This is a genomic window from Pseudomonas sp. 24 E 13 (assembly GCF_900004715.1).
Lineage (GTDB): Bacteria > Pseudomonadota > Gammaproteobacteria > Pseudomonadales > Pseudomonadaceae > Aquipseudomonas > Aquipseudomonas orientalis_A.
The window spans coordinates 1-16,897 of sequence record NZ_CVTO01000107.1; the positions used below are offsets into that span (position 1 = coordinate 1).

General features: G+C 56.8%; 17 protein-coding genes and 2 pseudogenes. 12 read left to right on the plus strand and 7 right to left on the minus strand.

The genetic code is table 11. The annotated features are described in order from the left end of the window. Positions 1–169: 169 nt before the first annotated feature. The gene (locus tag BFP90_RS10095; protein ID WP_065896571.1) at positions 170–601 is read right to left on the minus strand and encodes an acyl-CoA thioesterase; all 432 of its coding nucleotides are present in this window, start codon (positions 599–601) and stop codon (positions 170–172) included. A 23-nt stretch (positions 602–624) separates the two neighbouring features. Beyond that, positions 625–2,562, minus strand: a complete 1,938-nt coding sequence (locus BFP90_RS10100; RefSeq protein ID WP_065896572.1) for a RecQ family ATP-dependent DNA helicase — start codon at positions 2,560–2,562, stop codon at positions 625–627. A gap of 289 nt (positions 2,563–2,851) precedes the next feature. Here BFP90_RS10100 and BFP90_RS28230 point away from each other — a divergent pair, with 289 nt between their 5' ends. From BFP90_RS28230 to BFP90_RS10130, 8 genes and pseudogenes are all read left to right on the plus strand, one after another. Further along, positions 2,852–3,022, plus strand: coding sequence for a YhfG family protein (locus BFP90_RS28230; protein ID WP_122463858.1), 171 nt, complete (start codon positions 2,852–2,854; stop codon positions 3,020–3,022). Beyond that, a complete protein-coding gene (locus BFP90_RS10105) occupies positions 3,022–3,615 on the plus strand; it encodes a putative adenosine monophosphate-protein transferase Fic (RefSeq protein ID WP_065893785.1) in 594 nt (197 codons plus the stop codon). Before BFP90_RS28230 ends, BFP90_RS10105 begins: the two co-directional genes overlap by 1 nt. A 219-nt stretch (positions 3,616–3,834) precedes the next feature. Continuing rightward, positions 3,835–4,026 (plus strand): annotated as a pseudogene (locus BFP90_RS29130) (hypothetical protein); the annotation flags it as partial. Between the two features lie 343 nt (positions 4,027–4,369). Continuing rightward, positions 4,370–4,789, plus strand: a complete 420-nt coding sequence (locus tag BFP90_RS10115) for a hypothetical protein (RefSeq protein WP_256097467.1) — start codon at positions 4,370–4,372, stop codon at positions 4,787–4,789. A gap of 277 nt (positions 4,790–5,066) precedes the next feature. Continuing rightward, entirely contained in the window at positions 5,067–5,423 is a 357-nt protein-coding gene (locus tag BFP90_RS10120; RefSeq protein ID WP_065896594.1) for a DUF1493 family protein, read from the plus strand. Positions 5,424–5,580: 157 nt separating this feature from the next. Next, positions 5,581–6,230 (plus strand): annotated as a pseudogene (locus BFP90_RS27260) (EamA family transporter); the annotation flags it as partial. A gap of 341 nt (positions 6,231–6,571) precedes the next feature. Beyond that, positions 6,572–7,444 carry a hypothetical protein gene (locus tag BFP90_RS28240; protein ID WP_141688949.1) on the plus strand — a complete coding sequence of 291 codons (873 nt, stop codon included), beginning with the start codon at positions 6,572–6,574 and terminating at the stop codon, positions 7,442–7,444. Between the two features lie 26 nt (positions 7,445–7,470). Next, positions 7,471–8,103, plus strand: a complete 633-nt coding sequence (locus BFP90_RS10130; RefSeq protein WP_141688950.1) for a hypothetical protein — start codon at positions 7,471–7,473, stop codon at positions 8,101–8,103. Positions 8,104–8,145: 42 nt separating this feature from the next. On the opposite strand, the gene BFP90_RS10135 is transcribed toward BFP90_RS10130, so the two are convergent. Continuing rightward, positions 8,146–9,687: a phosphoenolpyruvate carboxykinase gene (locus tag BFP90_RS10135; RefSeq protein WP_065884632.1), complete on the minus strand. Its 1,542-nt coding sequence runs from the start codon at positions 9,685–9,687 to the stop codon at positions 8,146–8,148. Positions 9,688–9,866: 179 nt separating this feature from the next. After that, positions 9,867–10,769 (minus strand): Hsp33 family molecular chaperone HslO, encoded by a 903-nt coding sequence (gene hslO, locus BFP90_RS10140; RefSeq protein WP_065884633.1) that lies wholly within the window; start codon positions 10,767–10,769, stop codon positions 9,867–9,869. Between the two features lie 121 nt (positions 10,770–10,890). Here hslO and BFP90_RS10145 point away from each other — a divergent pair, with 121 nt between their 5' ends. Then, positions 10,891–11,694: a phosphatase PAP2 family protein gene (locus BFP90_RS10145; RefSeq protein WP_065896576.1), complete on the plus strand. Its 804-nt coding sequence runs from the start codon at positions 10,891–10,893 to the stop codon at positions 11,692–11,694. A 75-nt stretch (positions 11,695–11,769) separates the two neighbouring features. Here the strand turns inward: BFP90_RS10145 and BFP90_RS10150 are convergent, their stop codons facing one another. Further along, positions 11,770–12,177, minus strand: coding sequence for an RNA-binding S4 domain-containing protein (locus BFP90_RS10150; protein WP_065884635.1), 408 nt, complete (start codon positions 12,175–12,177; stop codon positions 11,770–11,772). A gap of 116 nt (positions 12,178–12,293) precedes the next feature. On the opposite strand from BFP90_RS10150, the gene BFP90_RS10155 reads away from it, so the two are divergent. Genes BFP90_RS10155 through rimK form a run of 3 tightly spaced genes read left to right on the plus strand, consistent with a single transcriptional unit; the run spans position 12,294 to position 14,470 of the window. After that, positions 12,294–13,073 carry a S6 modification regulatory phosphodiesterase RimA gene (locus BFP90_RS10155; RefSeq protein WP_065896577.1) on the plus strand — a complete coding sequence of 260 codons (780 nt, stop codon included), beginning with the start codon at positions 12,294–12,296 and terminating at the stop codon, positions 13,071–13,073. 45 nt (positions 13,074–13,118) lie between these two features. Further along, complete coding sequence (locus BFP90_RS10160) at positions 13,119–13,568, plus strand: retropepsin-like aspartic endopeptidase RimB (protein ID WP_170827547.1); 450 nt, start codon at positions 13,119–13,121, stop codon at positions 13,566–13,568. Beyond that, positions 13,565–14,470: a 30S ribosomal protein S6--L-glutamate ligase gene (gene rimK, locus BFP90_RS10165; protein WP_003171022.1), complete on the plus strand. Its 906-nt coding sequence runs from the start codon at positions 13,565–13,567 to the stop codon at positions 14,468–14,470. Before BFP90_RS10160 ends, rimK begins: the two co-directional genes overlap by 4 nt. A 139-nt stretch (positions 14,471–14,609) precedes the next feature. On the opposite strand, the gene BFP90_RS10170 is transcribed toward rimK, so the two are convergent. Together BFP90_RS10170 and ompR are read right to left on the minus strand one after the other, a co-directional pair. Continuing rightward, entirely contained in the window at positions 14,610–15,923 is a 1,314-nt protein-coding gene (locus BFP90_RS10170; RefSeq protein ID WP_065884638.1) for an ATP-binding protein, read from the minus strand. 116 nt (positions 15,924–16,039) lie between these two features. Beyond that, positions 16,040–16,780, minus strand: coding sequence for an osmolarity response regulator transcription factor OmpR (gene ompR, locus BFP90_RS10175; RefSeq protein WP_065893789.1), 741 nt, complete (start codon positions 16,778–16,780; stop codon positions 16,040–16,042). Between the last annotated feature and the right edge of the window lie 117 nt (positions 16,781–16,897).

Genomic DNA, 16,897 nt, shown 5'->3' on the forward strand with positions numbered 1-16,897 from the left:
CCGCCGTTATCGTGGCCGTGACGACCGTCGCTACTATCGCGATGATCACCCAGGCCGCGGTCATGCCTATGGTCATCGCAAGAACAAGCACAAGCGCCATCATCGCTACGATGACTAAGGCCTGACGAAAATCCCATGTGGGAGGGGGCAAGCCCCCTCCCACATTTGGTCAGCCTACCAACCGCTGCAACGCCTCGCGCAATAGCCCCGGAATCGCCACCGGCTGGTTCGAGGCTCTATCGACAAACACATGCACAAAGCGCCCCGCCGCGCAGGCCTCTTCCTCGCCGGCCTTGAACACCGCCAACTCATACTGCACCGAACTGTTGCCCAACTTGCCCACCCGCAAGCCGATTTCGATGCGCTCGGGAAAAGCGATCGACGCAAAATAATCACACGCTGAACTCACCACAAACCCAACCACTTCACCGTCATGGATATCCAACCCGCCTTGTTCGATCAGGTAGGTATTCACTGCGGTGTCGAAGAAGCTGTAGTAGGTCACATTGTTCACATGGCCATACACATCGTTATCGTGCCAGCGCGTGATGATCGGCTGAAAGTGGGGGTAGTCGGCACGTTGTGGCACTGAGTCAGGCATGGGCACCTCGGGTGAAAATAGGTTTACAGATCATTCAAATGGGCCTCGGCCCAATCGCGTACCTCGGCGTAGGGGTAGTCCTCCAGTGCGGCGAAACCGGGAATGCCCCGCGCTTTCAACTTGGTGAACAACGGCACGCTGATTCCGCCCAGAAAGCGCGTCAGCCGCTGCGCTCCCGGTAATTGGCCGGTGTACTCATGATGCCTGTGGATAAAATCACCGCACAGCCCCATGAAGTTTTTATCCACAAGCGGCGGCAAGCTCGGCGGCGCCAGCAAGTGCGCTACATGGCCGTGGCACACCGAGCAGTGCCCGCAACGCTGCGGTGCGTTTTCATCGCCAAAATACAGCGCCAGACGTTGCCCAAGGCAGTGCTCGGTGGCAAATAGATCGAGCATGGCGTGAATCCGCGCCACCTCCGTCATCTCGTGCCGCGTGAAGCCTGTGTATAACTCGTTGCTCAACACCTGCGCATCGAAATCGGTGTCCAGCAGGCTGTAGACCTCGGTCATCTGCTTGCTTTCCAGCTCGATCAGGCCCTGCTCCTGGAAGTAATCCAGCGCCTTCACCACCCGGCTGCGCTCGGCATTGTGCTGCTGATACAGCGCGTCGAAATCCACCGTTGCCCAGGTTTTTGCGCGTTTGCACACCTGGATGATCGCCGCGACAAATTGCTGCCGCTCGCCGGAGAAACGTGCGAGCAAGGCCTCGGGTTCGATCAGGTACTTGAAACGGTATTCGGCATAAAACGCGTAGCGCGGCGCGATCACGCCCTTGAGCTCCAACTGCACCAGCAGGGTCTTCAACGGCAGCTCGCGAATATTGCTGTGGTCCGACAACGACCTCAGCAAAAACTCCCACTGGCCCTCGCCACGTGCGGCCTGCAATTCTTCCAGCACCCGACGGATACCCTCCTGCTCCGGCGTATCGCCGTACACGAAGTTCTCCAGCACATTGAGGCTGTCGCGGTTGGCCAGCACCAGGCAGTCGGAGGGCCGCCCATCACGACCGGCGCGGCCGATTTCCTGGCTGTAGTTCTCGATGGATTTGGGCAGGTCGAAGTGCACCACGTTACGGATGTCACTTTTGTCGATGCCCATGCCAAACGCGATGGTGGCGACGATGCAGTTGGAGCGCCCGCCCATGAAACGCTGCTGGATGCCCTCGCGTTTATCGTGGGGCAGCCCGGCGTGATACGCCTCGGCCTGGATGCCATTGCGGTTCAGGTGCTCGGCAATCTGCTCGGCGGTTTTCTGCAGGGTGACGTAGACGATGCTGGGCTGGTCGGCCCGCTCGCTCATCCATTGCACAAGGCGACGGCGCTTGTCCGCGCCGCTCACCGGCTCCACCAGCAAGTTGAGGTTGGGCCGGTAGAAGCCGGTGGTAATCACGTCCTGCGGCGCAATCGCAAACTTGCCCTGCATATCGGCAATCACGCTGGGAGTGGCGGTGGCCGTCAGCAGCAGCGCCTGCGGGATCTTGAACTGGCGCTGGTAGTCCGGCAGCTTCAGATAGTCCGGACGAAAGTTGTGGCCCCATTCGGAAATGCAGTGCGCCTCATCCACCACCAGCAAGGAGATCTGCACGCTTTGCAGGAAGTTTCGAAAGCGCTCGTTCTTCAAGCGCTCCACGGAAATCATCAGGATTTTCAGCTCGCCCGAACGCGCACGGGCCATCACATCGTTGGCATCATCGCGGCTCTGGGCCGAATCGATACTGCCCGCTGAAATACCGTGGCGCTTGAGGAAACCCAACTGGTCCTGCATCAACGCCAACAGCGGCGACACCACCAGCGTCAGGTGCGGCAGCAGTACGGCTGAAAGTTGATAACACAGCGACTTGCCAGACCCGGTCGGGAAAATCGCAGCCGCCGAGCGACCGGCCAATACGGCGCTGACTGCTTCTTCCTGGCCCGGACGAAACTGCGGATAACCGAAGACCTGCTGGAGGGTGTCGTGCATAGGCTGTCACTCCATTGACCGTTGAACGTGGCTTAAAAACGTAGCCCAGTAAGTTCAGCGAATCGAGAAAGGTCGCATGGAAAAAAGAGACAGGATGATACACAGGGTGAGGGATGGCCCAGGGCCGAAGTGGGATTTTTCCGTGGGAATAGCAGGAGGCGGCAGAACCAGATGTAGGGAGAGGGCTTGCCCACGCTCCCATGTTAGGGTTGTTGGTGGTTTTTTAACCTGTCTGTGCATTGATGCATTGCGCTACAATCAAAGCCTTGCTAACCAGGAGTACGCTGCAATGAGCGAACTGACGTTTGAGCAAAAACAGGATCATTACCACAAGATCCGCCGTTCCAACTACCTGGCCAGCCTGCGCCTGGAAGGGTTCGACACCCAACCGGCCGACGTCGACAAACCGCTGCCGACCCGCGAAGCCGTCCTTGCCAAGTACCGCAGCACCCAACGCTGATGCTCGACAAATACGGGGTGGGCCAGGATCCGTACTGCTACCCCGGTAGCAGCGTTCTGCGCAACCGCCTCGATTTGCTCGACGAAACCAGCCTGCACCAGGCCGAGCGGGAATTATCCGAAATTGCCATAGGCAACCTCCCTCTTTTCCCGCCGCCCTACGACCTTGACCGTCTGCAACACATCCACCGCACCCTGTTTGGCGATATCTACGATTGGGCTGGCGAACTGCGCAGCGTCAACATCCAGAAGGGCGAAACGCTGTTCTGCACCCCGGAACGCATCCCGCCGGAAGCGGCGAAGATCATTCGGCATATGGAGGAAGCGAACTGGTTCGTTGGCGTAAGCCAAGCCGAACTGGTAAAGCGGATTGCCGAGGCCTACGGCGACCTCAACGTCATCCACCCCTTCCGCGAAGGCAATGGCCGGGCGCAACGGATTCTGTTTGAACAAATCATCGTGAATGCCGGATTTTCGGTGAACTGGTGGCTGGTGAAACATACGGCATGGATACCGGCGAATATCGATGCGGTGGCGTGTGATTATCGGGGGCTGGAGGCGATTTTTGAGCGGTGTATCAGTAGGCCACGCTAAACAGCCTTTTGCCTGTATTGCACCATCACACCACACCCACCTATAGTTCGCCCCTCGCTGCAAAATCAGCGACCGGGTTTGGTCACCCGGTTACAGAGATCGCATACGCACCCTCAGATGTCGTAGGCACTTCCGTGCCCACACGCTTCATGGCGGCTGTGTTTGGGACGCCTTCGGGCGTACCGGGTGATCCCTGCCGGTTGACCAACCTGGACACAGTCCGCCGCCCACCAACGTATCCGCGCAGCTACGGACCTGCTCGAAACCTTCTCCTGCCTGACCTTCGAGCACGCCGACCTCAAAGACATTTCACACATCATCAACGCCTTGTACCTGCTGGTTCAGGACGGCTGTGATTTGCTGGAAGCCGCGCAACACGTACAACTGCAACCTGAACAGACGCAAATCTAAGCAACGCGCTATGTAGGAGCGAGCTTGCTCGCGAAAATCGTCAACGATGACGCGGTAAATCAGAAAAAACCCGGCGTCCTTGAGTTTTTCGCGAGCAAGCTCGCTCCTACAATTGAGCGGCTTCGACTGTTAAATCATTGCCAAGCCATAAATGCCGAAGTCCGCTGTAGGAAACCGCCAAACGTTGCGCCATACCTTTCCCAAACTGCTGCAAAGACCCGCTCAACCCTCTACAGAAGTTACCCGCAGCTGACTGAAAATAGCGCCCTCTCAACTTTTTGGGCAGAAACCTGTGAATATCGAAAGGACTCAATACATCGGGCACTATGGGGTCATCTTCATAGTGACTCGCTTTACTGTTTTACCTGACAATCGGCATTCTTTAGACAACCTATGCCTGCTTGAAGCAAAAACGGCAGCGCGGCAACTGCGCGATCAGATACGCAGGCTGTACGAAAAAATGCTGGCCAGAGATTTGCCATGCGAGATGAAGGTCGCGATTTCCTATCCTTTGAGACGAAATCAGGCGGATCGGCTAAACGACCAAAACGTGCTCATCAAACAAATAATCTCCGGAGCGGTGAAAGCACCGGGGCTTGTCATTTCAAACGTAACTGCAGGCTTCGCTGGCAATACGATTTCTGGCAAGCTTCGCCGATACCACGCTGGAGACATCATCATCGGTTTGGATGCCAGTGTGAGAGGAGGCATAGGGCCTCAGCGCTCAACACTCTCAATGCATGTCTACTCGGACGAGTCTTAGTAACATGGCCCTTTACCTTCAATCTGCGTCTTTTCTCGTTATCTATTGGGTGCTGCACTACCAAATCACAGACCCAATGCTCAGAAGACGCTTCGCAGTCATATGTCTGGCAACAGGCCTGATTTTGACGTTCCTGCTACCCTACGTAGCGGTGATTCTCAGAATACCCCTCCTACCTGTCTTTATATTCCTGATAGGCTTGGCACTCTTCATCACCCGAAACAAATACCGCTTCCACCGCAACCAGCCGCCTCACCCACTCCTGCGTGCCCCCACCATGAACCTCGCCCCCGGCTTCCCCGAAGACCCCGTCATGCAGCAACTCCTGCAACTGCTGCACGAAGAAATTGGCCTGCCGAAGCACAAGACCATCCGCCTGCAAACCTCACTCAACTTCGACCTGGACTGTGATGGCAATGAGGCCAAGCAACTGATGGAAGCGCTGGAACAGGAATTCGCGCTCGACCTGGGCGACTTCGACACTTATCGTTACTTCAACCCGCCGGTGTTTGATGTCTTTCTCAAACGTCGGGCCAAGGGCCGTGGCGAAAAAGTGCCGCTGACGATCAACATGCTCTACCTCGCGATCAAGACCCACAGCTGGAATACGCAAACGCTGGAAAACCTGGGCTGACATGAAGAACACCGAGAATCAAGTGTGGGAGGGGGCTTGCCCCCGATAGCAGTGTGTCAGGTGATCAACTTTTGACTGTTACACCGCAATCGTGGCAGCCCCTCCCACATTTGGATCTGCGTTAACCTGGCGACGGTATACGTGATAAGTACTTTACATGGACGTAACAGTGGGTCTGCTGGCCACCCTGCTCAGGGGCGGCACGGACTTTCTGATGGGCCCAACGCCCCACCCGTAGACGTTAAACGCGCGGCGTACTTCGGCCAAGCGCATGGTTTCTGATTATGACCCTGCCGTTGCTCATGCTCCCCGGCTTTCTGCTCAAATCCATAGACGCGCTACTCAGCGTCTGGCTCTCGTGCATCGCTTCCGCCATGCTCACCGTCTTCGGCGCCTTCATTCTGTCCAGATTGTCGCACCGCTGTAACGTCTACGGCGTGCTCGCCACATTGCTGTCTTGGGCAAGCGGCGAACAAATCAGTTTGACCCAACTGGGTTGTATCGTCTTGTGCGTGATCGGCGTAATCCTCCAGCATTCACAAGGACAACGGCGGCGCCCCCATAACACCCCGCGCTTTTGACGCCTAAACCATGCTCTCCTCGCTGCTTTACGGCACCAGTTTTTGACTGCAAAGCGGCTACATCCTGCCGGTGCTCGGGCCGCTCACCCCTTTGTGGCAAGGTTATCTAGTGATCCCGACCGGGGCGAGCTTATAAACCTGGGCGGGTTTTCGGCATTCTTTGTCGGGAGCGATGACAGGGCCCGTGGTGACGGTGATCCGTACGCTGTCGGGTACGATCGCAGCGACCAGGAGCGCTTATCGGTCGTACCGATACAGACGATTGTCTTAGCGTTATTGGCTCAGCGGTGCTGCAACTTCGGTGTGCGTTCTCAGCTAGCGCGTAAAGAGCTAGCAAAATGCTTCCATTACGGTTTAGTCTTTAAGGACGTTGAGAAGCTAAACAAACGAACCAAAATTACGGCGCCCGAGAATGGAATCCAGCATGCGACTTAAAAAGAAAACTTCGCACCACAAGCAATATGTTCACTCATTCAACAGACATTCTCCTGAGCACTAAAATATACGAGCATTAAAAACGCTGCTAAATATAGATAAATTACGAACATAAAGTTTCAGGATAATGCAATGGAACGACAATTAATAATAAAATTTGAAGGCGCTTTGGCAAAAGGCAATAAAATCTCTATAAGAACGCTATCACATACATTACCGCACTTTCAAAGAGCAATAGACAAGATAGTAATGTATGAAACTAGGGATACTGTTGGAAAAGGTGCTACACTGCATCAAATCCACTACCCCGTCGCGGACCTATATCTAGAAGAAATTATAGAAGGATCTATAATTCTTCCTCTAATAGGAAACTTGCTCGTTGGCGCGACAGCTAGGTTTAATACATTTTTAGCAGAGCCATATCGAGAGGCCGAAAGCACTATCGACAGCAAAATATCTACATTCGATACACGCGTCGAAACGGTAAGAGTTCAATTAGCTTCGGGCCTAGTAAAACCAATCAGCCACCAATCTCTAATTGACAAAGAACAAGTTGCACAAACAGACTACGCACAAGCGGCTTTCCTGAATGATATAAATAATATGCTCGCCCCCCTTCGATCTAAAAGTTGTTCGGAAGACCGGATCACTATACATAATGCGGATCCAAGACATCCGGCCACCTTTGTTTTCGACCAAAATAAAAGTAAGGCTTTTGCAAAAGTAGTAAGAGCACAACGACTTGCACACCCCGTGTCGTATTCGGGAAAGCTAGAAGGTCTAGTAAATAGGGGGGGTACAGGATTCCCCTACGTAGTTAAGTTTATTTGTTCCTCCACTGACAAAGAAATGAAGCTCTTGGTAGCAAGCGAATCAGATGCCCAAGAGCTCAACAAGTACAACATAGGAAATACAGAAATCGACATAATTGCATGTCCTCTTTCTGTTTACGGCACATTCGATCCACTCGCAGGCGATATCGTATTTATCGCATTCCGCAAATGATTTTAGAAAGTTTTATTGAGGACAGCTTGAAACCTGTCCACGGGCTAATTACTAAAGAAAGACTTATCGTTTTTGCGGTCGCGCTCGTATTCTACTCACCTGAAAACTTTGAAATATTCGACTTGCTAACGAAAGGGCCAAGCATTTCGGAGCTTACCGAAAAACTTAACAGCTCACTAAAACTCCTTCCTGCCATTCCGATATTTTTTACGACGGCAATAGTTTTCTTTTTTTCCGCCAAGGCATATCAACTATTAGCAAAAGTCACAAATAGCTTCACGCTAAAAAAGCTTGGAACTATAATCGCTAAACTCCAAGAACTTGAAAAAAGTAACGACCTTTTCTTCACGGATCGGATATTGGAGATAACTTTCGATTGGAAGTTAGAAAAAAACTCTGCCGAGAAGAGAGTAAAAAGACTCGCTAACCTGAGCGAAACCTTTATATCTATGAGTATCATATGCTTATACTTAACAATTGTACATGACAAATCCATGACTGCCGCGTGTTTACTCTGTGTTATCGCAACCTTATATAGCATTGAGTCAAGTAGAAAAATATTAATGATATACCTCACCGACATCGCAACTTATAAAATAGCGTCGACCCGCCTAAGCAAAATATCTAGCGTTTATGACTCAAAAGCTACTGCCAAATAAAAAGCCGCCCACGAGGGGCGGCTTTTTCACAACTTACGAATCTTACAACTTAGGCCCAGCAGCCTTGATCGCATCACTCACTTCAAATTTCTTGAAGTTCTCGACGAACAACCCGGCCAGCGCCTTCGCTGCTTCATCGTAGGCCGCCTGGTCAGCCCAGGTGTTACGTGGGTTCAACAGGCCGGTCTCAACGCCCGGTACGGCCAATGGCACGTCGAGGTTGATGGTGTCGAGGTGCTCAGTTTCGGCACCGATCAACGCTCCGCTCTGGATCGCTGCGATGACGCCGCGAGTGGTCGGGATGTTGAAGCGTTTGCCGACACCGTAGCCGCCGCCGGTCCAGCCGGTGTTCACCAGGTAGACCTTGGAGCCGAAGCCACGGATGCGCTTGATCAACAGCTCAGCGTATTCACCGGCCGGGCGGGGGAAGAACGGTGCGCCGAAGCAGGTGGAGAAGGTCGACTTGATGCCGCTGCCCGAACCCATTTCGGTCGAGCCCACCAATGCGGTGTAGCCGGACAGGAAGTGGTAGGCCGCTTGTTCTTCGCTGAGGATCGACACGGGCGGCAATACGCCGGTCAGGTCGCAGGTCAGGAAGATCACCGCGTTGGGCTCGCCGCCCAGGTTCTTCTCGGAACGCTTGGCAACGTGCTCCAGCGGGTAGGCGGCGCGGCTGTTCTGGGTCAGGCTGACATTGGTGTAGTCAGCATGCCCGGCCTCGTCGATAACGACGTTTTCCAGCACGGCGCCGTGCTTGATGGCCTTCCAGATAACCGGCTCGTTCTTCTCGGACAGGTCGATGCACTTGGCATAGCAACCGCCTTCGATGTTGAACACCACGCCTTCGCCCCAACCGTGTTCGTCGTCACCGATCAGGTAGCGGCTTTCGTCGGCGGACAGAGTGGTTTTACCGGTACCCGACAGGCCGAAGAACAGGGTCACGTCGCCTGCTTCGCCGATGTTGGCGGCGCAGTGCATCGGCAAGACGTCGGAGGCCGGCAGCAGGAAGTTCTGCACCGAGAACATGGCTTTCTTCATTTCACCGGCGTAACGCATGCCGGCGATCAGCACTTTTTTCTGGGCGAAATTGAGGATCACGCAACCGTCGGAGTTGGTGCCGTCACGCTCTGGCACGCACTCGAAGTTGGCCACGTTGAGCACTTGCCACTCGTCACGACCGGCCGGGTTGTACCGGGCCGGGTTGATGAACAGGCAACGACCGAACAGGTTCTGCCAGGCAGTCTGGGTGGTCATTTTCACGGCCAGGTAGTGGTCTTCGGAAGCCCCTACGTGAACGTGGGAAACAAAGTGTTCCTGCGCGTTGTTGAAGGCTTCTACGCGGTTCCACAGGGCATCGAACTTGTCGGCCGGGAACTTGCGGTTGATCGGGCCCCAGGCGATTGCGTCCTGGGTAGTAGGCTCTTCAACGATGAAGCGGTCGACCGGCGAACGGCCAGTGCGGTGACCCGTTTCTACGACCAGCGCGCCAGTATCGGCAAGCACGCCTTCACCGCGCTGCAGGGCTTCTTTGACCAGATCGTCAACACTCAGATCGGTGTATACGGCGTTATTGGCTTGCGTCATGAGGTTCCCCGTCGGCCTGTGGCCGAGTGCTCCAAACGTTTTGTAGTAGAAAGTTGCGCACTACTACCGCGAAAAAAGTGGGCCGGATTATGCCAGAAAAGCCCAAAAAGAGTAGGGCCCTCCCGTCAGAACGCCTCTAATCCGGCATTTGGCAGGTGATTTACCTGTGCTTAAACGTTTTAGTGACGGGTGTCGGAAGGGGTGTCGCTGCCTGCACCGGCGAATAACTGGGCAACATCGGCGGCATCGAACAGATAACGCTCGTTGCAGAACTGGCAGTCGATCTCGATATGACCACCGTGTTCCACCACCAGGTTTTGCGCATCTTCCAGGCCAAGGCTGACCAGGGCATTGGCTGAACGCTCGCGCGAGCAGCTGCAATTGAAGCGCAGGGACTGCTCGTCGAACAGGCGCACCGCTTCTTCGTGGTACAGGCGGTGCAGGATGGTCTCGTTGTCCAGGCCCAGCAATTCTTCAGCAGTCAGGGTGCCGGCCAGGGCGGTCAGCTTGCGCCAGCTATCGGTGCGCTCATCCTCGTCCTTGATACGGTCAGCCGGCAATTGCTGCAACAACAGGCCGCGAGCGCGCTTGCCGTTGGCGTTGAGCCAGAACTTGGTGCCGACCTGCTGGGACATGACGAAATAGTTGGTAAAGCAGTCCGACAGGGTCTCGCCGTCCAGATCAACGATGCCCTGGTAGCGCTGGCCCTCGGTGGGGTCAACGGTGATGGCCAGCACGCCATCGGCCATCAGCTCGGAGAACGTGGCATCCGGGGTAATCCGGTCGACGTCATAGCGGGCCAGGCCACGGATTTCGCGCTCGCTGGAACACTCGATCATCAACATCGGGATCGGACCTTCGGAACGCGCCTGCAGGATCAGCAAGCCATCGAATTTCATCGTGCCCACCAGCAGCGCAGCGGCCGCCATCAACTCACCGAGCAATTGCGCGACCGGCTCCGGATACGCGTGTTTGGCAAGGACTTCGGCATAGCTGAGCTCCAACGAGACCAGCTCGCCGCGGGCGTCGTTCTCGTCAAAGATAAAGCGTTGGGTGAAGTCGGTATCCGGTAGATCAGTCATAGGTTTGGGTATCTGAAGTGATGACAAAATGATTACAACGTTTATAAAATTAAACGCTTTAGCACCACATTGGTGCGATTTCTCCTGAAACAAGGAGCTAGAGAGCGATGAGGGACAGTTTATGAACAATCCGGGTTTGTTCCAAGCGAACTGGAACCTCCGGCGATGGGCTCTTTGCAATCTAGTCGCTATCGGGCTGCTGTGTTTCTGGCTGTGGCCCACGGGCCAGATGCTGTGTGTGATTTTCGACGAGTGGCTGTTTCACCTGCTCAATGGCCCGCTCGCCAGCAACTCGACCTGGCTGAACGTGTGGGCCGTGGCGAGCCTGCGGCCCTTCGATGCGATCGTCGGGGTGATTCTGCTGGCACTGCTGATTCGCGGCGACTGGGTGTTCAAGGTTATGCAGGTGCGCCAGGCGTTCTTTGGCTTCCTTGGTATTCTGCTGCTGTTGCTATTTATCCGCATGCTGTTTTCCAAGCTCGCGGCGCACATGGGTTGGCAGCACAGCAGCCCGTCAATGGTGATCGACGGCGCGATTCAGATGAGCGATTTTTTCCCCGGGCTTGAGAAAACCTGGGAATTGAAAGACCGTTCGAGCCAGAGCTTTCCTGGCGATCATGCTTCGGTGTTGTTGATCTGGGCGATGTTCATGAGCGTGTTCGCCAAGCGCATCGGCCAGGTGCTGGTGATCTGGGGCCTGGCGCTGTTGTTCATGATGCCGCGGCTCGTAGCGGGCGCGCATTGGGGACAGGACGATTATATCGGCGGGGTATTGCTGGCGCTGTTGGCCCTGGGCTGGGGGTATTACACCCCGTTTGCGGCGAAAGTGTCGGGGTTCCTGTTGCGGGTAACCGCGCCTATGTTCGGGCTGCTTGGCAAACTGCCGGTGATCGGACGACTGAGCGTCATGCGCACAATCCCTTAACGATGCGGGCTAACTGTGGGAGGGGGCTTGCCCCCTCCCACATTGTTGATCTCGTTCGGGCTGGAGATTGTGCAATCAATCATCATTGCCGCTGCCGCGAAACTTGAACAGATCGCGACGCTGCTTCTTGCTCGGCTTGCCGTCGGTAGTCAGGCCTGAGGCCCCCGCCTTGCGCATGGCTGCGGCATTTTCCCGCTTGGCGATACTGGCTTCGGTTTCCGCGTACAACGCCTGCGCTTCAGGCGCACCCCGGCGCACGCTGGAGAGCGCTTGCACCACGACAGTCTTTTCATCAAACCCTGTACGAATCTGAAACTCATCGCCGACGCGCGGTTCCTTCCCCGGCTTGCAGCGCTCGCCGCGATGGTGCACCTTGCCGCTCTCGATGGCGGCCTTGGCCAGGGCACGGGTCTTGTAGAAACGCGCGGCCCACAGCCACTTGTCCAAACGGACCTTTTCTTCCTCTTCCTGCTTTTGAGCCACTTGAATTCCTCGCTCTGAAAAATGTCGCAACCTTACCGTTGAAACCCTTCGACGCATAAACCCCAAGGCTCACCTAAGATACGCCAGGTAGCACCCTGTTTTCGCGAGGATACGCCGTGACCGACTTTCCCCTTTCACTCACCTCGCCCAACCAGCGGTGCGTGGGTTGCCAGCAAAGCGAGCCGCTGGGGTTCGATTTTGCTTTCGCCTACCAGCCTATCGTAGACCTGCGTGACCGTTCGATATTTGCCCATGAAGCCTTGGTGCGCGGCACGCAGGGTGAAGGCGCGTTGTCGGTGCTGGCACATGTCAACGAAACCAATCGCTACCGCTTCGACCAGCGCTGCCGCACCCAGGCAATTGCCGGCGCCGCCGCCCTGGGCATGCAAACCTATCTTTCCATTAACTTCATGCCCAATGCCGTCTACCGTCCCGAACTGTGCATCCGCAGCACCCTCGACGCCGCCCGCGAGCACAATTTCCCGCTGGACCGCCTGATTTTCGAGACCCTGGAAAGCGAGCATGTAGATAACTATCGCCATTTGACGAATATTCTGCGTGAATACCGCCAATTCGGCTTCAAGACCGCCATCGACGATTTCGGCGCGGGCTATTCGGGGTTGAATCTGCTGGCCGATTTCCAACCTGACATGATCAAGCTCGACATGGCGCTGATTCGCGATGTCGACCAGGACCGTGTCCGCCAGGTGATCGTCCGGGGGATTGTCACAATCTGTGAGCAGTTGGGGGTTACTGTCATCGCCGAAGGCATCGAAAGTGCCGGTGAGCGGGACTTCCTCTCCGACTGTGGAATATTTCTGATGCAAGGCTACTGGTTCGCCAGGCCCACATTCAATGCCCTGGCCAAGGTTGCCCCTCAAGCCTGGACAAAATGACGGTACCCCTATTTGAAGACATTTGACCATTTGACCGTTGTGGGTCTGCGTGAGTGGGTGGCCCTTCCCGACCTGGGAGTGGCAGGCCTGCGCGCCAAGATCGACACCGGTGCCAGCACCTCAAGCCTGCACGCCACCGAGATCGAGCCGTTCGAACGCGACGGCGAGAAGTGGGTGCGCTTTACCGCACACCTGGGCAGCGTAGTGCAACTGCGTCACCGGCGCTGCGAAGCGCCTCTGGTAACGATGAAAACCATCAAGAGTTCCAACGGCCATGCGCAGGTGCGCTACGTGATCAGCACCACCCTGGCGTTGGGCGATCGGGTGTGGCGAGTGGAATTCACCCTGGCCTGCCGCAAGGCCATGCGTTATCGCCTGCTGCTGGGCTCCAAGGCGCTGATTGACGGCCAGTTGGTCGTCAGCCCGGCCGTAAAATACGTACAAGACAAGCCGGTGTTCCCGGTTTCCACTATCTCTGCCCCAGGTGCCGCATGAAGATTGCTGTGCTGTCGCGAAACCCGCGTCTGTATTCCACCCGCCGCCTGGTCGAGGCCGGCACCGAACGTGGCCATGAAATGGTGGTGATCGACACGTTGCGGGCCTATATGAACATTGCCAGCCACAAGCCGCAGATCCACTACCGTGGCAAACCGCTGGAAGGCTTTGATGCGGTGATCCCACGCATCGGCGCCTCGGTGACCTTCTATGGCTGCGCAGTGCTGCGCCAGTTTGAAATGATGGGCGTTTTTCCGCTCAACGAGTCCGTGGCCATCGCACGTTCGCGGGACAAGCTGCGCTCGCTGCAACTGCTGTCGCGCCGAGGTATCGGCCTGCCGGTGACCGGCTTCGCCCACTCCCCGGATGACATCCCCGACCTGATCGAAATGGTCAATGGCGCGCCCCTGGTGATCAAGGTGCTGGAGGGTACCCAGGGCATCGGCGTGGTGTTGTGCGAAACGGCAACGGCAGCGGAGTCGGTGATCGAGGCGTTCATGGGCCTCAAGCAGAACATCATGGTGCAGGAGTACATCAAGGAAGCCGGCGGTGCGGATATCCGCTGCTTCGTGGTGGGCGACAAGGTGATTGCCGCCATGAAACGCCAGGCCAAGCCGGGCGAATTCCGTTCCAACCTGCACCGTGGCGGCAGCGCCAGCCTGATCAAGATTACTCCGGAGGAGCGCATGACCGCATTGCGTGCAGCCAAGGTCATGGGGTTGGCCGTGGCAGGTGTGGATATCCTGCGCTCCAACCACGGCCCCCTGGTCATGGAGGTGAACTCATCGCCGGGCCTGGAAGGGATCGAGACCACCACCGGCAAGGATGTGGCGGGGATCATCATTCAGCATCTGGAAAAAAATGGCGGGCCGAACATGACTCGGACCAAGGGCAAGGGCTAAAAGCTCTGCCCCTGACACAACATCAAACCAAATGTGGGAGGGGGCTTGCCCCCGATAACGGTGTGTCAGTCCGCACATAGGTGACTGACAATCCGCAATCGGGAGCAAGCCCCCTCCCACATTTGATCCATGTTGTTTGTCAGACTGCGTCTCTGGGCAACATCAACCCAAGCGGCAAGCGCACCCGAGCTTCCAGCCCGCCCCCTTCACGGTTGCGCAATTCAACATTGCCGCCATGCATCGAAGCAATCCGCCGCACAATCGCCAACCCCAAACCGGTCCCCTTGCCGCCTCGGGCGCGGTCGCCACGGGTGAACGGGTTGAAGATGGCTTCCAGTTCAGCCGGGTCGATCCCCGTGCCGCGATCCATCACGCTCAGCACGACATAGGGCGCCGCGCTGTCACCCGACACGTACGCCGCCACCTCCACATCCGAACCGGCATGATGCAGGGCGTTGCCGATCAGGTTGTTCAACAGGCGCTTCATCGACACCCTGCGCAAGGCAAACGGCTGAATCGGCTCCAGGCGCATGCGCACCTGCTCACCGCTCTGGTTGTAGGGCGCGACCACTTCACGCACCAGATCGGTGAGATCAACCTCCTCCACGACCTCATCACGCCCATCGCGGATGAACGCCAGGAACTGGTCCAGAATCGCGTCCATATCCTCGATGTCACGCACCATGTCATCGGTGAGGTCGGTATGGCTACCCATCAACTCCAAGGACAGGCGCAGGCGCGTCAACGGCGTGCGCAAGTCATGGGAGACCCCCGCCAGCATCAGCTCACGCTCGCGTCCGGCCTGTTCGACGTCTTCCGCCATCTGGTTGAACGCGCCGTACACCTCGGTCATTTCACTGGGTGTATCGCTGACCGGCAGGCGCACACTGCGCCCCTGGCCCAGTTGGCGGGCGGCAAATACCAGGCGCTTGAGCGGTTGGTTGAGCTGGCGCACAAAAATCCATGCGGACGCGGTTGAAAGCAGGCCGATGGCGAGAAACCAGCCCAACACGTTCCAGATTTTTTGCCCGCGCAGCGGATGCGGATACAGCGGGACCTTGATCCAGGCATCGCCCAGACTGGGCGCCTTCACCCAGAGCGCAGGCGAAACATGCATGCGCAGCCGCACCTCGGTGTCGTCGCCCAGCTCCGCCTGCATCTGGCGCTGGTAGATCTCACTGTAGGGCCAGTGCTGCTCGCCCTCGGGCACGCCGGCACCATCGACCCGGATCAGTGATGAAGCCTTGGCTACCTTTTCACGGTTCTCGGGGTCTACGGCCCAGTAGGCGCGCAGCGTCAAGGCGACGCCATGGCTGTACTGCCGATCCACCAGCACGTCCTCGTTCATCAACAGATAAACCAGTGTGAGCGCCTTGGAAAACAGAACGACGATGAGCACCAGCCAAAGGGTGCGGGAAAAGAAACTTTGCGGGAACCACAGCGGGGTTTTCATAGGAGACAGCTAGACACCTTGCAGGAACGAGCGGCGCTCGCAGAATTGCAGACGCCGGGCACCCCGTCGACCCTCATGGAATCAAACGCCGGGTGCCCGTCCCTGCAAATCATCGGTCACTTGGTTGCGGTGCCATCCGGCACAAACACATAACCCACACCCCACACCGTCTGGATATACCGCGGCTTGGAAGGGTCCGGCTCGATCATCCGGCGCAGTCGGGAGATCTGCACGTCGATGGAGCGCTCCAGGGCGTCCCATTCGCGGCCACGGGCCAGGTTCATCAGCTTGTCGCGGGTCAGCGGCTGGCGAGCGTTCATCACCAGGGCCTTGAGCACCGCGAATTCGCCGGTGGTGAGCATGTGCACTTCGTCGCCACGCTTGAGCTCGCGGGTCGCCAGGGACAACTCGTAGTCGCCGAAGGTCACGCTTTCGTCTTCGCTGCCCGGCGCACCCGGTACCGGCGGTGCCTGGCGACGCAATACGGCCTTGACCCGTGCCATCAGCTCGTCAGGGTTGAACGGTTTGGCCAGGTAGTCGTCGGCGCCCAGTTCGAGGCCCTTGATGCGGCTCAGCTCATCGCCCTTGGCAGTGAGCATGATGATCGGGATCTGGTTGTTCACGCCACGCAGACGCTTGCAGGCGGTCAGGCCGTCTTCGCCAGGCAACATCAGGTCGAGCACGACCAGATTGAATACTTCGCGCCCCAACAGGCGGTCCATCTGCTCGGTGTTCGGCACCGCGCGCGCCCGGTAGCCCTTGGAGTTGAAAAAGCGCTCCAGCAGGCTGCTCAGCCCCGGATCGTCGTCAACGATGAGAATTTTTTCGCCTTCAGCAGTTTGTGCAGTGCTGCTCATTAGATGCTCCTCTTATCTCGGCGCGCATTATGGCCTAGCTGCCGTTATACGCACCGTGTGCATTGTTAGCAGATTTTTCCTCTACTACCAGCCAAGCCGCGTCCTGCAACTACCGGC